Genomic DNA, 16,235 nt, shown 5'->3' on the forward strand with positions numbered 1-16,235 from the left:
CGTTCGTGATGGCGTAGCTGACGACGTAGGCGGCGACGAGGTTGTCCTTCGACCCGAATCGGTCGTAGAGGGTCCCTTGGTCGCGCCGGATTCGGCGGCGATGGTGTCGACGCCGACGGCGTGGATGCCGCGCCAGCAGAACAGCTCCGAGGCAACGTCGAGGATCCGCTGGGCGCCTGGCGTCAGCGGTTGCTCCGGTCGGGTGTCGGTGCTCATCATCACCCCAGTTGACTTCACAGGTCTGTGTACCTACAGTCGAGCAGGTAACTTCACAGATCAGTATAGGAAGCGTTTCTCGCGCGTCCAGGGCGGCGACATTGTCGAAGCCATCGCCGGTGTCGGGACGAGGTCGACCCTGCGCTGTACGAGCACGCCGAGAATGCACCACAACGGGAGAACCACGATGACCTGGTCACTGGACGACGAGTTCGAAACACCGGGCGGGACGATCCGGTGGACGGCCCTGGGAAGCGGGGAGCCGCTCGTGCTCGTGCACGGCACGCCGTACTCATCCTTCCTCTGGCGTGACCTCGCGCCGGCACTCGCTCGAACGCGGCGGGTCTACGTATTCGACCTGCTCGGCTTCGGCCAGTCCGAGCAACGCGAGGGTCAAGACCTCAGCCTCGCCGCGCACGCCCGGAACTTCGCCCAGCTCCTCGAGCACTGGGAACTGTCCCACCCCAGCGTCGTGGCCCACGACATCGGTGGGGCGGTCACGCTGCGGAGCATGCTGCTGGAAGGGGCGAGCTTCCGAGATCTCACCCTGTTCGACGCCGTGAGCGGCGGCGAGTGGGAACGCGGCCTCTTCCAGCTCATCCTGGAGCACCCCGAGGTGTTCCACCAGCTTCCCGACTACGTCCACCGAGAACTCGTCGCCGGGCACATGCGCCACGCCACCAACCTCGGCTACCGGCCGGCGGTCCTCGACGCGTTCCTCGCCCCCTGGCGCGGTGACACCGGACAGGCCGCCTTCTACCGCCAGTACAGCCAGATCAAGCAGGAGCACACGGCGGAGTACGAGCACCTGCTCGGCGGGATCACCATCCCGACGCGCCTGATCTGGGGCTCCGAGGACCGCATCCTCCCACCCCGTTACGCGCGCTGGCTGCACGACCGGATCCCGCACGCCGAGCTGCACTGGATCGACGGCGCCGGCCACGTCCTGCAGGAGGACGCACCGGCACAGCTTCTGGCCCACCTCACGTCGACCTTCGAGCAGCCCGCCTGTGCCCCGCAGGAGGATCCCTGAGCGGGATCGTTTCCGATCCTCGGGGCCATCCCGGATGTTCGGGGATCGGCTGTGTGCTGAAATGCTTCTGTGGCGACTCTCAGCGCGCGGCTGGCGGAGAAAGGCTTCGGGCGCCCGAGCGGCCTGTTCGGTCGGCTGGGCGGCTGGTTGATGGCCCATGGCAACGCCGCCACCGAACGGCGCGTGGTCACCCTCGCCGCACCCCGTGAACAGGAGATCGTGCTGGTGCTGGGGCCGGGCCCCGGCATCGGACTGCAAGCGGCAGCACAGCGCTCGGCCCAGGCGATTGGTCTCGACCCGTCAGGGGCGATGCTCGACGCGTGCCGACGACGATGCGCTGAGCTCATCCAACGGGGGCGGGTGCGGCTGGTGCAGGCGACCGCAGAGCACACCGAGCAACCAGACCGCTCGGTAGATGTCGTGATCTCCGTCAACAACGTGCAGATCTGGTCGGATCGGCAGGCCGGATGCCGCGAGCTGCACCGGGTGCTGCGCCCTGGCGGCCGGCTCCTGCTCTCGGCGCACCAGAAGTGGCTCCCCGGTGGGCTGACCGCTCTGGCCGAGACGGTGTCCGCGGCGGGATTTGCTGACGTTCGCACCTGGACGTGGGAACCACCTGGCCGCATGGCCAGCACCGCTGGGCAACTGCACGCACGACGCGCACCCGACTGATACCGCTACGCTGCGCACGGAAGCGGATCCCCCTCGCGCACCCCGCTCGACCGCCCTGCTGGTGATCGTCAGCGGTGCGGAACCGCTGCGCGGGAGCGCGTCCGTCCACGACGGACGAGGACGGCGAATCCGGCGACGGAGAGAGGAGGGCAGAGGCGGGACGAGGGGGAGCGCTCCGTCCCGTTCTCACTTTATAGCGCACCGGGGTACTTGCGGCAAGACCCGGGTCGTACCGCAGAATTCGCCGGTCGTTGCCGGAATCTGCGGAAATGGGGTCGTGAGATGCGTGTGCCGCTGTCACCGCGAAACCGCGCTCGCCGGAGAGCAGCACAAGTTCCTCCGAAAGCGTTCTGTCCGGACTCCGAGCACGCGCAACGCGTTCGCGGTGTTGGATTCGACCTCGCCGCACGGGGGGTTTCGTGATCGACGTGATCGTGGTCGGGGGCGGGCCGACGGGCATGATGCTGGCCGGCGAGTTGCGGCTGCACGGTGTGCGCACCCTCGTGCTGGAGAGGGAGCCGGCGCCGACCGGGCACGTCCGCGCGCTCGGGCTGCACGCGCGCAGCATCGAGGTGCTGGACCAGCGCGGCCTGCTGGAGCGGTTCCTCGCGCGCGGCGAGCAGGTCGTGGCGGGTGGCTTCTTCGCCGGCATCGACAAACCGTGGCCGGACCAGCTGGACACCGCGCACTCGTACGTCCTCGCCATCCCGCAGAGCACCACCGAGGAGTTGCTGGCCGAGCACGCCACCGAGCTCGGCGCCGAGATACGCCGCGGTTGCGAACTGGTGGCGCTGCGCCAGGACGAACGCGCGGTGACCGCCGAGCTGGCCGACGGCACGCAGCTGCGCTCGCGCTACCTCGTCGGCTGCGACGGCGGCCGCAGCGCGGTGCGCGAACTGCTCGGCATCGGCTTCCCGGGCGAGCCCACCAGGGTCGAGACGCTGCTGGGCGAGGTGGAGGTGGCCGTGCCGGCGGAGACGCTGGCCGCCGTGGTGGCCGACGTCCGCAGGAGCCAGAAGCGGTTCGGCACCGTTCCCCTCGGAGGAGGGGTGTACCGCGTCATCGTGCCCGCCGAGGGGGTGGCCGCGGACCGCTCGGTCCCGCCGAGCCTCGAGGAGCTCAAACAACAGCTGCGGGCGACCGCCGGGACCGACTTCGGCGTGCACGCACCGCGTTGGCTCTCCCGCTTCGGCGACGCCACCCGGCAGGCCGAGCGCTACCGGAGCGGCCGGGCGCTGCTGGCCGGCGACGCGGCGCACGTTCACCCGCCGACCGGCGGGCAGGGGCTCAACCTCGGCATCCAGGACGCGTTCAACCTCGGGTGGAAACTGGCCGCCGAGGTCGGCGGGTGGGCCCCGGAGGGGTTGCTGGACAGCTACCACACCGAACGGCACCCCGTGGCCGCCGACGTGCTGGAGAACACCCGCGCGCAGACCGAGCTGCTGTCCTCCGAGCCGGGGCCGCGGTCGGTGCGGCGGCTGGTGGCGGAGCTGATGGACGTCGAGGAGGTGAACCGGTACCTGATCGAGAAGATCACCGCGCTCGGGGTCCGCTACGACTTCGGTGACGGCCACGAGCTGCTCGGCAAGCGGATGCGCGACATCGCCCTGCAGCGGGGCCGCCTCTACGAGTTGCTGCGCGGCGGTCGCGGGCTGCTGCTGGACAGCACCGGTCGGCTCTCGGTCGCCGGGTGGTCCGACCGGGTCGACCACGTCGTGGACGGCAGCGAGGAGCTGGACGTGCCCGCGGTGCTGCTGCGGCCGGACGGTCACGTGGCCTGGGCCGGTGAGGACCAGGCGGAGCTGCTCGGCCAGCTGCCGAGGTGGTTCGGCGCGTCCTCCGGGTGAACGCGCCGGTGTCCCGGGCCCGAACAGTTCAGCCTGTACTGTAATTCAGCTTCTGCTGTACTGTTGGACGCATGTTGACAGGTGAGACCCGCCAGGACGCGCTCGTCCGGGTCGGCCGGGCCCTGGCCGACCCGACGCGGTGCCGCATCCTCACCGCGCTGCTGGACGGCACGCACTACCCGGGACAACTGGCCGAGGCCCTCGGCCTGAGCCGGTCGAAGGTGTCCAACCACCTGGCCTGCCTGCGCGGCTGCGGACTCGTCGCGGCCACCTACCAAGGACGGCAGGTGCGCTACGACCTCGCCGACGCGCACCTGGCCGAGGCGCTGCGCGAACTCGTCCAGGTGGTCCTGGCCGTCGACACGTCCGAGGCCTGCCTCGACGAGCCACCCGCCACCGCGGCCGGGGAGGTGGCCACGGCATGAGCACGCACCCCCGCGACGAGACCTCCGCAGCGGCCGCGAGCGACGAGGCCTGCGCCGACGGCTGCTGCCCCGCACCCGCCACCGCGACGAGCGGCCCCACCCCGCAGCGCCAGGCGGTGCTGTCCCGGCGGATCCGGCTGCTCGTCGCGGCCACGATCAGCTACAACGTCGTCGAGGCGGTCGTGGCCATCACCGCCGGTGTGCTGGCCTCGTCGACCGCGCTGATCGGCTTCGGCCTCGACTCGGTCATCGAGGTCGCCTCGGCCGCCGCCGTGGGCTGGCAGTTCTCCGCCCGCGACGCCGCGGCGCGCCAGTCCCGCGAGCGCACCGCGCTGCGCGTGATCGCCGTGTCGTTCTTCGTGCTGGCCGCCTACGTCACCGTCGAGGCGATCCGCTCGCTGGCCGGCGGGGCCGGTGCGGAGCCCTCCACGGTCGGCATCGTGCTGGCCGCCCTGTCGGTGGCGATCATGCCGGCCCTGTCGTTGGCCCAGCGCCACGCGGGGCGGCAGCTCGGCTCGGCCAGCGCCGTGGCCGACTCCAAGCAGACGCTGCTGTGCACCTACCTCTCCGGCGTGCTGCTGGTCGGACTGCTGCTCAACAGCCTGTTGGGCTGGTCGTGGGCCGATCCGGCGGTGGCGCTGGTCCTCGCCGTGGTCGCGGTCAAGGAAGGCCGCGAAGCCTGGCGGGGCGACAACTGCTGCGCCCCCACCGGGCTGGCCCTGGCCACACCGCGCACCGACGACGGCGACCAGTGCTGCTGACGAGCCCGCCGCGCGGAACCCCGGTGCGAGGGGACAGCTGCTCCACCGCCTCCGCGCGGACGCCGCCACCCACGCCGTTCGCGCGGCGGGGACTGCGCCCACCGCCGCGGCCGGAGCGGCGGGCGCCCGCGGACCCGTCACCACGCGTGGCCACCGCGACACGCAGGCGGTCGGCCGAGGTCGGCGTCATGCCTCGCCGTCGTGCCCGTCGCACCCCAGACGGACGCAACTCCGAAAGGGGGACACACGACGGTGCCGGAGACAACGCTGCTCAACGCGCTCGCCGCGCACGTGGACGAGATGGACGGCGACTGGACACCGCTGCGGTGGATCGCCGGCTGGTTGGAGTGGGGCACCTGCGAGCAGGTCGCCTACCTGGACGTGCTGCAGACGATGCTGGAATGCGCGCCCTGGTACGTCACGTGCGCCTCGGCGCACGGCGGCCCGGTGGCCGACAGCGGCGAACTGCGCACCCGCACGCTGCAGCTGTGGCGCCGCGCCCCCGAACTGCCCGCGGCCTCGGGAGGCGTCCAGTAGGAGCCGGTCCGGCCGACGTCGGCGGGGCGAGCCACGACCAGGGCAAGCCTGGCCGAGCCCCGCCCCGCGCGGCGCCGAGGGCCTGGAGGGATCAGATCCCGAACGCGGCGGCGTAGTGCACGGTTCCGCTCGGCAGCGGGTGCTCGGCGTCGAGGCTCAGGGCCATCAACGACTCGTCCGGGACGTCGACGCTCAGCCCGATGCCGTGCGCCGAGGCGCGGGTGAAGCCGAACCTGGGGTAGTACGTCGCATGCCCCAGCACGACGACGTGGTGCTCACCCATGGTCGCGGCCGCGGCGAGGGCCGCGCGGATGGCCGCGGACCCCGCCCCGCTGCGCTGCCGCTCGGGCAGCACGGCGCACGGGGCCAGGCACAGCGCCGGGACCTCGCCGATGTGGCAGCGGGTCAGCAGCGCGTGGCCGACGAGTTCGCCGTTCTCGTCCGCAGCGACGAGCGACAACCCCTCGATCCACGCGGCCGGGTCGGCGCGCAGCGCGTCGACGAGGTCGGCCTCCTCAGCGGTGGGAAAGGCCGCCAGGTTGATCTCGCGGATGACGGGGACGTCGGCGCCGGTCTCGGCGCGCGTGCTCCACGTGGTGCGCATGGCGGGTGGAAATCCGTTTCTGCAGCGAGGTTCGTGCGGGCATCGAGAAGTGTCCAGCAGGTGGGCACCCGCGGGCGCGCCGGAGCGCGCTCGCGGGGACGTCCTACCGCAGCAGCTGGTGGGTGTTGACGACGGTCGCGAACTCCCCGTGGAGGTTGGCGGCGGTGATACGGGTGAGCTCCTCCGCGGTGACCGGTGTCCCGTCGGGGCCGCGCCGGTCGAAGGTGTGCGTGGCGTCCAGGGCCAGCAGGACGCGGTGGCCCAGGTTGCCGCCGACGCGGGCCGTGGTCTCGCAACAGTGGTTGGTGGTGATCCCGGCCAGCACGAAGCCGTCCAGGCCTCGGGAACCCAGCCAGGCGTCGAGGCTCCGCGTCGTCGAACGCCCGCTGCACGTCGACGAGGACCAGCGCCAGCGCGTCCAGCTCGGGCGCGATCGGTTCCGGTAGCTCCACGTCCGCGAGTATTCCCCACCCCGCCGCGCGACCGGCGCTCACCCCTCCAGGTGCGGCAGCACCAGTTCGCGGTAGCGGTCGACCATCGTGGCGATGACCGCGTCCCCGGGAGTGGCCCAGACGTCGGCGTTGAAGATCTCCACCTCCACGTCACCGGTGTAGCCGGCGGCCGCGACCGCGCGGGTCAGCGCGGCGAAATCGATGACGCCGTCCCCCATCATGCCTCGCGACAGCAGCGGATCGGCCGCGATCGGGAGGTTGAAGTCGCACACCTGGTAGGCGGCGATGCGCCCCGCGCGACCGGCCCGCGCGATGCTCTGCTGCACCTTCGGGTCCCAGAAGACGTGGAAGGAGTCCACGACCACGGCCACGGCCTCCGCCGGGTGCGGCTCGGCGAGGTCGAGCGCCTGCTCCAGCGTGGAGAGCACCGCGCGGTCCGCGGCGTACATCGGGTGCAGCGGCTCGAGCACCAAGCGCACCCCGTGCTCGCGGGCGAACGGCACCAGTTCGGCCAGCCGGTCGGCGACCCGCGACCGCGCTCCCGCCAGATCGCGCTCGCCCGGGGGAAGACCGCCGACCACGAGGATCAGCGCGTCGGAGCCCAGGGTGGCGGCCTCGACCACCGCGGCGCGGTTGTCCGCGAGCGCGGCCTGCACGCCCCGCGGATCGGAGGCTGTGAGGAAACCTCCCCGGCACAGGCTGGAGACCCGCACCCCCGCATCGCGGACGACCTTCGCCGCGGTGTCCAACCCGGCCGTGGCCACCCGGTCGCGCCACAGCCCGACGGCGGGCAGCCCGGCCCGCGCCGCGCCGTCGACCGCCTCGCGCACCGTCCACGCCTTCGTCGTCGCCGTGTTCAGCGAGAGCCTGGCCAGTCCGTCCTGTTCGGTCACTGCTGCACTCCGTTCACCGCGAGGAACTGCCGCATCCGACCCGCCGCCAGGTCCGGGTCGCGCAGCAGCCCCGCCTGGTCGGCGAGGCGGAACACCTCGGCCAGGTGGGGCACCGAACGGCCCGCGTGCAGACCGCCCGCCAGCGCGAACCCGGGCTGGTGCCCGTTGAGCCAGGACAGGAACGCGATCCCCGTCTTGTAGTGGTAGGTGGGTGCTGCGAACAGCACCCGGCCCAACGGCCCGGTCTCGTCCAGGATGGACCGCGCTGAGGCCGGCTCGCCCCGGTCGAGGGCCTGGATCGCCGCGGACGCGGCGGGGTAGATCGCGGCGAACACCCCCAGCAGCGCGTCCGAGTGCTCCGCGCCGTCGCCGACGACGAGCTCCGGGTAGTTGAAGTCGTCGCCGGTGTACAGCCGCACGCCCCCCGGAAGCCGGCGCCGCAGCGCGACCTCGTGCTCGGCGTCGAGCAGCGAGACCTTCACCCCGTCGACCTTGTCCGGGCGGGCGCGGATGATCTCCAGGAACGTCTCCGTGGCAGCCGCGATGTCCTCGCTGCCCCAGTAGCCGGCCAGCGCCGGGTCGAACATCGGCCCCAGCCAGTGCAGGATCACCGGTTCGTCGGACTCCTCCAGCAGCGTGCCGTACACCGCGGCGTAGTCCTCCGCCGACCGCGCCACCGCGGCCAGCGCGCGGGAGGCCATCAGGATGACCCGGGCCCCGCTGCCGCTGACGACCTCCACCTGCTCGCGATAGGCCGCCAGCACCGCGGCCAGGCCCGCCCGCCCGGGCGGCACGTCCGCGGGATCCAGGTGGTCCGTGCCCGCCCCAGCGGCGATCGCGCCACCGGCGGAGCGCGCCTCGGCCGCCGAACGCCGCACGAGCTCGGCGGCCTGCTGCCAGCCCACGCCCATGCCGCGCTGCGCGGTGTCCATCGCCTCGGCCACGCCGAGGCCGTAGGACCACAACCGGTGCCGGTAGGCCAGGGTCGCGTCCCAGTCGATGTCCGCCGGCGCGCCCGGCACGTTCTCACCGAGCACCCGCGGCACCACGTGCGCGGCCGCGTAGGCCGCGCGCGTCCGGAGCGGACTTCCGGGGAGCGGCCACTCGCGCGGGCCGCGCAGCACGTGCTCGGCGAGGCTCCCGTCGGGGCGGGGCAGTGGCAGCGCGGTCACAGTTCCACCTCCCCGAGCTCCACGCGGCGGCCCTCGCGCGAGGACGTCAGCGCGGCCTCCGCCAGGCGGACGCCGCGCACCCCGGCCAGGAAGTCGTACGGGTGGTGGCCGTCATCGGACAGGAAGCGGATGAACTCCTCCCACTGCGCCTTGAAACCGTTGTCGAACTCCGCGTTGTCCGGCACGGGGGACCACTGCTGCCGGAACGGGGTCGTCTCCACCAGGTCGGGGTTCCACACGGGCTTGGGGGTGTGGTTGCGGTGCTGCGCGGTGCAGTGGTGCAGCCCGGCGACCGCGCTGCCGTGCGTGCCGTCCACGTGGAACTCCACCAGCTCGTCGCGGTGCACCCGGGTCGCCCACGAGGAGTTGATCTGCGCGATGGCGCCGCCGGCGAGCTCGAAGATGCCGTAGGCCGCGTCGTCGGCGGTCGCGGTGAAGCGCTGCCCGCGCTCGTCCCACCGCTCGGGGATGTGCGTGGCGGTCTTCGCCATGACCGCCTCCACCCGGCCGAAGAGGTTCTCCAACACGTAGTTCCAGTGCGGGAACATGTCGGCGGTCATGCCGCCGCCGTCCTCGGCGCGGTAGTTCCAGCTCGGGCGCTGCGCCGGCTGCAGGTCCCCCTCGAAGACCCAGTAGCCGAACTCGCCGCGCACCGACAGGACCCGGCCGAAGAAACCGCTGTCGACCAGCCGCCGCAGTTTGCGCAGCCCGGGCAGGTACAGCTTGTCGTGCACCACACCGGTTTTCACGCCGGCGTCGCGCGCGAGCCGGGCCAGCCGCAGTGCGCCGTCGCAGTCCTCGGCGATCGGCTTCTCGGTGTAGACGTGCTTGCCCGCGGCGATCGCCTCGGCGATGGCGGGCTCGCGCACCGTGGTCAGCTGGGCGTCGAAGTACAGCTCGTCCGAGTCGGACAGGGCGGTGTCCAGGTCGGTGGTCCAGCGCTGCAGGCCGTGCTGCTCGGCGAGCTCCCGCAGCTTCTCCGCGTTGCGGCCGACCAGGAGCGGGTCGAGCTGCACGCGCGTGCCGTCGGAGAGCTCGACCCCGCCCCGCTCCCGCAGGGCGAGCACCGATCGGAGCAGGTGCTGCCGGTACCCCATCCTGCCGGTCACGCCGTTCAGGACGACGCCCAGCCTTCGCTCGGCCATGCCGTACCACCTTTCTGGAAAGCGCTTACCAAGCGTAAGTCGCGTCGGGGAACCGGTGCAAGCATCGCGGGAAAGCGATTTCCGAATGGCGCGGTGCGCACCTGCGCCGGGAGTTGCCCGCGCTGCGCCCGGTGGGTGCCGGGATGATCGGGACCCACCGGTGCAGCGGGATCAGGTGCGCAGACGCTCGAACTCCTCCCGGGGAAGGGGAGCGGCCTCGGGGTTGCCGAGATCCTCGACCGGGAGGCGGTGCGTCTCCCGCGCCGAGTACGCGGCCACCGCGCCGATCGCGGTGATGCCGAAGGCCAGCGTGCCGATGACCAGCGGTACGTGCGCCGAGCCCGGAGGGGCGGCCAGCGTGAAGAGGCTCGGCAGGAACGCGGAGATGGCCAGGCCGATGTTCTGCGCGACGGCGAAACCGGTGACCCGCACCCGGGCCGGGAACAACTCCTGGAAGAAGCTGGCGAACGTCGCGTTCCACACCTGGTACAGCACGCCCCAGGTGAGGATGGCCAGCAGCAGGGTCAGCGGTACGTTGTTCTGGCTGACCGCCCACAGGTAGGCGTAGGACAGCAGTCCCGAACCCAGCGAGCCGACGATCATCAGCGGCCGCCTGCCGAAGCGGTCGGAGAGGATGGCGAACCACGGGATGAACGCCAGCGCGACGAGGTTGGCCACCACCGGGATCCACAGGTAGATGCTCCTGCTCATCTCGATGCCGTAGCCCGCCTGCGTCGCGTACGCCGCGCCGAAGACCGACACGACCACGCCGATGACGTTGACCAGCGTCATGCACACCGCCCGGAGAACGTCCAGCCCGCACTCCCGGAAGACCTGCACGAACGGGGTCTTCGGCCTCGTGGCCGCCTGCTGCTCGCCCTGCTCGTCCAGGAACACCTCGGTTTCCTCGACGCGGCGCCGGATCAGGTAGCCCGCGAAGACGACCAGCGCGCTGAGCAGGAACGGCACCCGCCAGCCCCACGCGTTGAAGGCCTCGTCGGACAGCACCGCGGACAGCGGCAGGAACACCGCGGCGGCGATGACCTGGCCGGCCTGCGTGCCGTGCAGGCTGAAGCTCGCGTAGTAGCCCCGCCTGCCGAACGGCGCGTGCTCGACGATCATCGCGCTGGCGCCGCTGAGCTCGCCGGCCACCGCGAAGCCCTGCACGAACCGCAGCAGCACCAGCAGCACGGGCGCCAGCAGGCCGACCTGGCCGTAGGTGGGCAGCAGCGCGACCGCGAAGGTCGACAGGCCCATCATCAGCATCGCCAGGACCAGCACGTTCTTGCGCCCCCGGCGATCACCCCAGTGCCCGAGGGCGAGCGCGCCGAGGGGGCGCGCGACGTAGCCGACGGCGTAGGTGCCGAGCGACGAGACCAGCGCGACGGTGGGGCTACCGGCGGGGAAGAAGATGCTGGGGAAGACCAGCGCGGCGGCCTGCGCGTAGACGAACCAGTCGTAGTACTCGAGCGCGCTGCCGACCCACCCGCTCGCGGCGGCCTTCTTCGACGTTCTCCGGGAATCCTTCGGCGGGGCGCCGGATTCCCCGACTTCGCTTGTCACTGTTTCTCCTCCGCGTGGTGCGGGCACGTCGTCGTCCCGATCAGCGGGGTGCGGGCCGCTGCGCGGTCGGTGCGGATTCGCACGCGGCTTTTCGGGAAGCGCTTTCCATAGGACAGGCCGTCTTCCTCGCTGTCAATGCCCGAGCGCGGCCGCAGCTGCCCGAGAGCGCACTGCTGAGAGGTGGAAGCACGCAGTTGTCGCAGGCCGGTCTGCTATTTTGTGGAATGCGCTTTCCAGAGAGGAGGTGCCTCGTTACGATGCCAGCGACCGAGCCGAAACCCCCTGCGAGGAATCGATGACCGAGCCGAGCACCGTCGTCCTGGCGGGAGTGCACGGGCACGGCCAGTGGCACCTGGCCAACCTCGAGCGGCTGCGGGGGGCGGGGGTGCGGTTGGTCGGGGTCTGCGATCCGCGGCCACCGCAGGAGGAGCAGCGCGGCCTCCTCGGGGGCGTTCCCGTCGCCGCCGGCCTCGACGAGCTGCTCGCGCAGGTGCGCCCGGACGTGACGATCATCTGCACACCGATCCACACCCACGCCCACCTGGCGGTCGCGGCCGCCGAGGCCGGCTCGCACGTGCTGCTGGAGAAACCGCCGACGCCCACGTTGGCCGAGTTCGACCGGCTCGCCTCGGGAATCGCGACGACCGGCCGCGCGTGCCAGGTCGGGTTCCAGAGCCTGGGGTCGCGCGCCCTCGGCCACGTGCGCGCGTTGCTGGCCGACGGCGCGATCGGGGAGGTCGTCGGCATCGGCGCGGCCGGGGCGTGGCAGCGCGACGCGGCGTACTACGCGCGTGCCCGGTGGGCCGGCCGCCGCACGTTGGACGGGCACCCGGTCGTCGACGGCGCGCTGACCAACGCGTTCGCGCACGCCACCGCCACCGCGCTGGCCCTCGACGGTGCTCGCGGGGACGAACGGCTGCGGGAACTCGACGTGGAGCTGTACCGGGCGAACGCCGTCGAAGCCGACGACACCTCGTGCCTGCGCCTGGTCACGGGGCGCGGCACCCCGGTCGCGGTGGCGGTCACGCTGTGCGCCGAGGACGAGGTCGCCCCGCACGTCGTGGTGCACGGCACCCGCGGCCGCATCGTCCTGACCTACCGCACCGGCCGGGTCCGCCTGGAAGCCGGCGGACGGGTGGAGACCACCGAGCACGGTTCCACCGACCTGCTGGAGAACCTGGCGGCGCACGCGCGCGATCCCGCTGTTCCGCTGCTCGTGCCGCTGCCGTCCACGCGCCCGTTCATGCAGGTGCTGGAGGCGGTGCGCCTCGCGCCCGATCCGCGGGAGATCCCGGCGGAGCGGGTCGACGTCGACCGCTCCGGGACGCATCCGCGGTGCGTCGTGCGGGGCGTCGACGCGGCGGTCGTGCGTGCGGCCCGCGAGCTCGTCCCGCTGTCCGCGCTGGGCTTTCCCGGCGGTTGAGGGCTTGAGGAATATCGGAACGGCAGGCGGCGCTGAGCGGCCGATGTTCTCGGGGCGTTGTCAGGTTGTGCTTTCGGCGGTGCGCTGGGTGCGGGGGTGGGTTTCGTACATGCGCAGGGCGAGGCTGCAGGCGGAGGTGAGGCTGAGGGCGGCGGCGGCCCAGACGGCGGCGCGCAGGTCGGTGAGGTCGGCGACGATGCCGCCGAGGACGGCGCCGGCGGCGTATCCGCTGTCGCGCCAGAGGCGGTAGACGCCGACGGAGCGAGCGCGCCAGCTGGGGCGGGCGACGTCGCCGATGGCGGCCAGCAGCGTGGGGTAGACCATCGCTGTACCGGCACCGAGCAGCACGGTGGCGAGCGCCCACGTGGGGAAGGTGCCGGTGACGGCGATGAGCGCCAGGGCCGCGGCTTGGGTGAGCATGCCGACGGTGATGAGGTGTTTGCGGCCCCACCGGTCGGACAGCGCTCCGGTGGCGAGTTGTCCGGCTCCCCAGACGGCGGGGTAGAGCGCGACCAGCAGGCCGACCTGGCCGACGGGCAGTCCGGCGCTGGCGAACAGCAGTGGGAACAGGCCCCAGGACAGGCCGAAGTTGAGGTTGTTGACCAGGCCGGCCTGGCTGGCCGAGGACAAGGCCGGTTCGGTGAGGGTGGTGCGGGTGAAGACTTGCCGGTTGGTCAGCTCGGTGTGCCCCTCGTCGGAGCTGCCGGTGGGGTGGGCGGCTTCGAGGCGGGCGTGCTCGCGGGTTTCGCGGACCGCCAGCGTCGACAGGGCGAGGCCGAGCACGACGTAGGCCGCGCCGAGCAGGAACGGTACGGGGCGCAGCCCGAAGTGCTCGGCGAGGTGGCCGGCCAGGGCCGAGGTGATCGCGACCGCGCCGTAGCCGGCGGCTTCGTTGAAGCCCATCGCCAGGCCGCGCTGGCGGGGGCCGACGAGGTCGACTTTCATGATCACGGTGGTCGACCAGGTCAGTCCCTGGTTGATGCCGAGCAGGAGGTTGGCCGCCACGATCCAGCCCCAGTTGGGCGCGAAGATGAGCATCGCCGGCACGGGGAGGGCGATCAGCCAGCCGGCGATCAGCACGGGTTTGCGGCCGAAGCGATCCGACCAGGTGCCGGCGAAGTAGTTGGTGGCGGCCTTGCTGAGCCCGAACACGAGCACGTAGCTCAGCAGGAACGTGTAGCCGGTCAGGTGGAACTCCTGCTCGGCCAGCAGCGGCAGCACGGTCTGCTCCTGGCCGACCATGCCGCCGACCAGGGCGTTGACGAGCACGAGCAGGCTGAACTGGGCCAGGTTGGCGCGCAGGCCCAATCGCAGGCCGGTGGTGGTCATGCTCCCTCCTCCAGGGAACGCCCAGTGGTCGCGGCCCAGTCCTGCGGGCCGCCTTCGAGGACGGCGAGGTCGCGGTGCCCGGCCTGTTCGAGCAGGCTGGCCGCGCCCATCGCGCGCTCGCCGTGTCCGCACATCACCACCGTCGGCGAGGCGGGCGGGGCTTCGACGTGCTCGGCGAGCGCGCCGAGTTCGACGTGGGCGGCCCCGGGCACGTGCCCCTCGGCGAACTCGGCGTCCTGGCGCACGTCCAGGACGCGCTGGTGGGTGATCTCGCCGGCGCCGATCACTCGGGTGCTGGCCGTGGGCTGCCCGTCGGAGGTCCAGGCGGGCATGCCGCCGGACAGTTCGCCGGTGAGGTCGGTGCGGCCGATCTTGGCGGCGTGCCAGGCGATCTCGGCCGGGTCCTGCTCCTCCGAGCGGACGATCACCAGTGGGTGCTCGGGCGAGGTCAGCCAGCCCAGCCAGGAGGCGAACGCCGGTCGCAGCGGGATGGACAGCGCCCCGGGGACGTGGCCGGTGGCGAACTGGCGCACCGGGCGCACGTCGACCACCTGCGCGCCCTCGGCTTGCAGCGACCGCACCCGTGCCACGTCCAGCGCCGGCAGGGCGGGGTCGGCGTCGAGCACGGCGGGCCCGCGCCGGTTGTGCTCGGCGAGCCGCAGGAAGTACGGCGGGAAGCTGCCCAGCGAGTCGAGCAGGGCCGTCACGAACGCGTCCTCGTCCCGGGCCTGCAGCAGCGGGTTGCCGGCCTTCTCCGCACCGATGGTGCTGGTGCGCTGCGCCCCGGGCGGGGCCGAGCAGAACGATCCGGCGCCGTGGGTGGGCCAGACCGCGACGTCGTCGGGCAGGCCGGTCAGGCGTTGCAGCGAGGCGTACTGCTGTCGCGCCAGCGATTCGGTTTCCTCCGGCGAGACCAGGTCGGTGCGCGCGGCCGCCCCGACGATCAACGAGCCACCGGTGAACACGCCGAGCGGTCGGTCGCCGTCGAGCAGCAGGAAGGCCAGGTGCTCGCGCGTGTGCCCGGGCGTGGCCAGCGCCCGCAGCCGCAATCCGCCGAGGTCGACTTCGTCGCCGTCGTGCAGTCCGGTGTGGGCGAACTCGCGGTGCCCGGCGGCCGAGGCGAGCACCTGGGTTCCTTCGGTCGTGGCCAGCTGGCGCACGCCGGAGACGAAGTCGGCGTGCAGGTGCGTGTCCGCGGCGAACGCCAACCTCACGTCGCGTCGCCGGGCTGCCTCCCAGGCGCCGCGCAGGTCCAGGCTCACGTCCACCGCCAAGGCCCGCCCGTCGCCGAGGTCGACCAGGTAGGCGGAGTTGCCCAGGCCCTCGTCGAGCAGCGGGACCAGATCCACCGTGCTCATCGCAGCACCTCCTGCCTGGGTGGCTTTTTCCGCAGCACCAGTTATACACTATTCCAAGGAAGATTGGAGAAAGGATGGCTGATCAACAAGCCAAGACGGCGCTGTTCGACCAGTTCGCCCGCGTCGGCAAGGCACTGGGCAGTGGCAAGAGGCTCGAACTGCTCGACCTGCTCGCCCAGGGCGAGCGCACCGTCGAATCGCTGGCCCGCACGGCCCAGCTGGGCACCACCACCGCCTCGGCGCACCTGCAGACCCTCAAGCAAGCGAACCTGGTCACCACCCGCCGGGAAGGCACCAAGAGCTACTACCGGCTGGCCGGCACCGACGTCGCCGCCCTCTACGCGCTGGTGCGCAGCGTGGCCAGCGCCCACCTGCCCGACGTGGAGGCGGCCAGCGCCGCCTACCTCGGCCCGGACGATGCCGAGCACGTCAGCCGTGAGGAACTGCTCCGGCGAGTCCAGGACGAGGACGTGGTCGTGCTCGACGTGCGCCCGCGCGAGGAATACGAGGCCGGGCACATCCCCGGCGCGGTGTCGCTCCCGGTGGAGGAACTGGCGGGCAAGCTCGACACCATCCCGGCCGACCAGGACGTCGTCGCCTACTGCCGCGGCCGCTACTGCGTGCTCGCCCACGACGCGGTGCGGCTGCTGACCGACCACGGGCGCACCGCCCGCCGGCTCGACGACGGGATGCTCGAATGGCGACTCGCCGACCTGCCCGTGGCCACCACCTGACGAGCACCGCGCACCTCGCGGATGCAGCCGCGCCCGCTGACGACTCGCCTCCCGACGGGAACACCGTCGAG

Annotated in this window: 15 protein-coding genes and 2 pseudogenes; 8 read left to right on the forward strand and 9 right to left on the reverse strand. The window is 72.3% G+C overall.

The genetic code is table 11. From position 1 onward, the window contains the following. Positions 1–22: 22 nt before the first annotated feature. A pseudogene (locus ACYVJE_RS13295) lies at positions 23–216 on the reverse strand (helix-turn-helix domain-containing protein); the annotation flags it as partial. Between the two features lie 187 nt (positions 217–403). On the opposite strand from ACYVJE_RS13295, the gene ACYVJE_RS13300 reads away from it, so the two are divergent. The 6 genes from ACYVJE_RS13300 (at position 404) to ACYVJE_RS13325 (ending at position 5,491) form a co-directional block, all read left to right on the forward strand. After that, positions 404–1,249, forward strand: coding sequence for an alpha/beta fold hydrolase (locus ACYVJE_RS13300; RefSeq protein WP_461144684.1), 846 nt, complete (start codon positions 404–406; stop codon positions 1,247–1,249). A 69-nt stretch (positions 1,250–1,318) separates the two neighbouring features. After that, on the forward strand, positions 1,319–1,921 hold the full coding sequence (locus tag ACYVJE_RS13305) for a class I SAM-dependent methyltransferase (protein WP_461144685.1): 603 nt from the start codon (positions 1,319–1,321) through the stop codon (positions 1,919–1,921). Between the two features lie 419 nt (positions 1,922–2,340). Then, a complete protein-coding gene (rox, locus tag ACYVJE_RS13310) occupies positions 2,341–3,768 on the forward strand; it encodes a rifampin monooxygenase (protein ID WP_461144686.1) in 1,428 nt (475 codons plus the stop codon). A 71-nt stretch (positions 3,769–3,839) separates the two neighbouring features. After that, positions 3,840–4,193 carry a Cd(II)/Pb(II)-sensing metalloregulatory transcriptional regulator CmtR gene (cmtR, locus tag ACYVJE_RS13315; RefSeq protein WP_459155683.1) on the forward strand — a complete coding sequence of 118 codons (354 nt, stop codon included), beginning with the start codon at positions 3,840–3,842 and terminating at the stop codon, positions 4,191–4,193. Next, a complete protein-coding gene (locus ACYVJE_RS13320) occupies positions 4,190–4,954 on the forward strand; it encodes a cation transporter (protein ID WP_461144687.1) in 765 nt (254 codons plus the stop codon). Before cmtR ends, ACYVJE_RS13320 begins: the two co-directional genes overlap by 4 nt. A 252-nt stretch (positions 4,955–5,206) precedes the next feature. Beyond that, complete coding sequence (locus tag ACYVJE_RS13325) at positions 5,207–5,491, forward strand: hypothetical protein (protein ID WP_459155685.1); 285 nt, start codon at positions 5,207–5,209, stop codon at positions 5,489–5,491. Between the two features lie 91 nt (positions 5,492–5,582). Here ACYVJE_RS13325 and ACYVJE_RS13330 read toward each other — a convergent pair whose 3' ends face one another. The 6 genes and pseudogenes from ACYVJE_RS13330 to ACYVJE_RS13355 all read right to left on the reverse strand — a co-directional run bounded on the left by ACYVJE_RS13330 (position 5,583) and on the right by ACYVJE_RS13355 (position 11,320). Further along, positions 5,583–6,095 carry a GNAT family N-acetyltransferase gene (locus ACYVJE_RS13330; RefSeq protein WP_459155686.1) on the reverse strand — a complete coding sequence of 171 codons (513 nt, stop codon included), beginning with the start codon at positions 6,093–6,095 and terminating at the stop codon, positions 5,583–5,585. Between the two features lie 103 nt (positions 6,096–6,198). Then, positions 6,199–6,459 (reverse strand): annotated as a pseudogene (locus tag ACYVJE_RS13335) (isochorismatase family protein); the annotation flags it as partial. Positions 6,460–6,585: 126 nt separating this feature from the next. Next, positions 6,586–7,440 carry a sugar phosphate isomerase/epimerase family protein gene (locus ACYVJE_RS13340; protein WP_461144688.1) on the reverse strand — a complete coding sequence of 285 codons (855 nt, stop codon included), beginning with the start codon at positions 7,438–7,440 and terminating at the stop codon, positions 6,586–6,588. Continuing rightward, the gene (locus ACYVJE_RS13345; RefSeq protein ID WP_461144689.1) at positions 7,437–8,612 is read right to left on the reverse strand and encodes a dihydrodipicolinate synthase family protein; all 1,176 of its coding nucleotides are present in this window, start codon (positions 8,610–8,612) and stop codon (positions 7,437–7,439) included. The genes ACYVJE_RS13340 and ACYVJE_RS13345 overlap by 4 nt, the downstream gene beginning before the upstream one ends. Continuing rightward, entirely contained in the window at positions 8,609–9,757 is a 1,149-nt protein-coding gene (locus ACYVJE_RS13350) for a Gfo/Idh/MocA family protein (protein ID WP_461144690.1), read from the reverse strand. Before ACYVJE_RS13350 ends, ACYVJE_RS13345 begins: the two co-directional genes overlap by 4 nt. 171 nt (positions 9,758–9,928) lie before the next feature. Next, the gene (locus tag ACYVJE_RS13355; RefSeq protein ID WP_461144691.1) at positions 9,929–11,320 is read right to left on the reverse strand and encodes an MFS transporter; all 1,392 of its coding nucleotides are present in this window, start codon (positions 11,318–11,320) and stop codon (positions 9,929–9,931) included. A 295-nt stretch (positions 11,321–11,615) separates the two neighbouring features. Between ACYVJE_RS13355 and ACYVJE_RS13360 the strand changes: the two genes are divergently transcribed. Continuing rightward, positions 11,616–12,743, forward strand: coding sequence for a Gfo/Idh/MocA family protein (locus ACYVJE_RS13360; protein WP_461144692.1), 1,128 nt, complete (start codon positions 11,616–11,618; stop codon positions 12,741–12,743). Between the two features lie 60 nt (positions 12,744–12,803). Here the strand turns inward: ACYVJE_RS13360 and ACYVJE_RS13365 are convergent, their stop codons facing one another. Both ACYVJE_RS13365 and ACYVJE_RS13370 read right to left on the reverse strand, forming a co-directional pair. Then, the gene (locus ACYVJE_RS13365) at positions 12,804–14,072 is read right to left on the reverse strand and encodes an MFS transporter (RefSeq protein ID WP_461144693.1); all 1,269 of its coding nucleotides are present in this window, start codon (positions 14,070–14,072) and stop codon (positions 12,804–12,806) included. After that, complete coding sequence (locus ACYVJE_RS13370) at positions 14,069–15,430, reverse strand: MBL fold metallo-hydrolase (RefSeq protein WP_461144694.1); 1,362 nt, start codon at positions 15,428–15,430, stop codon at positions 14,069–14,071. Before ACYVJE_RS13370 ends, ACYVJE_RS13365 begins: the two co-directional genes overlap by 4 nt. A gap of 74 nt (positions 15,431–15,504) precedes the next feature. On the opposite strand from ACYVJE_RS13370, the gene ACYVJE_RS13375 reads away from it, so the two are divergent. Then, positions 15,505–16,164 (forward strand): ArsR/SmtB family transcription factor, encoded by a 660-nt coding sequence (locus ACYVJE_RS13375; RefSeq protein ID WP_461144695.1) that lies wholly within the window; start codon positions 15,505–15,507, stop codon positions 16,162–16,164. The last annotated feature ends 71 nt before the right edge of the window (positions 16,165–16,235 follow it).

Source organism: Salinifilum aidingensis, assembly GCF_054782015.1.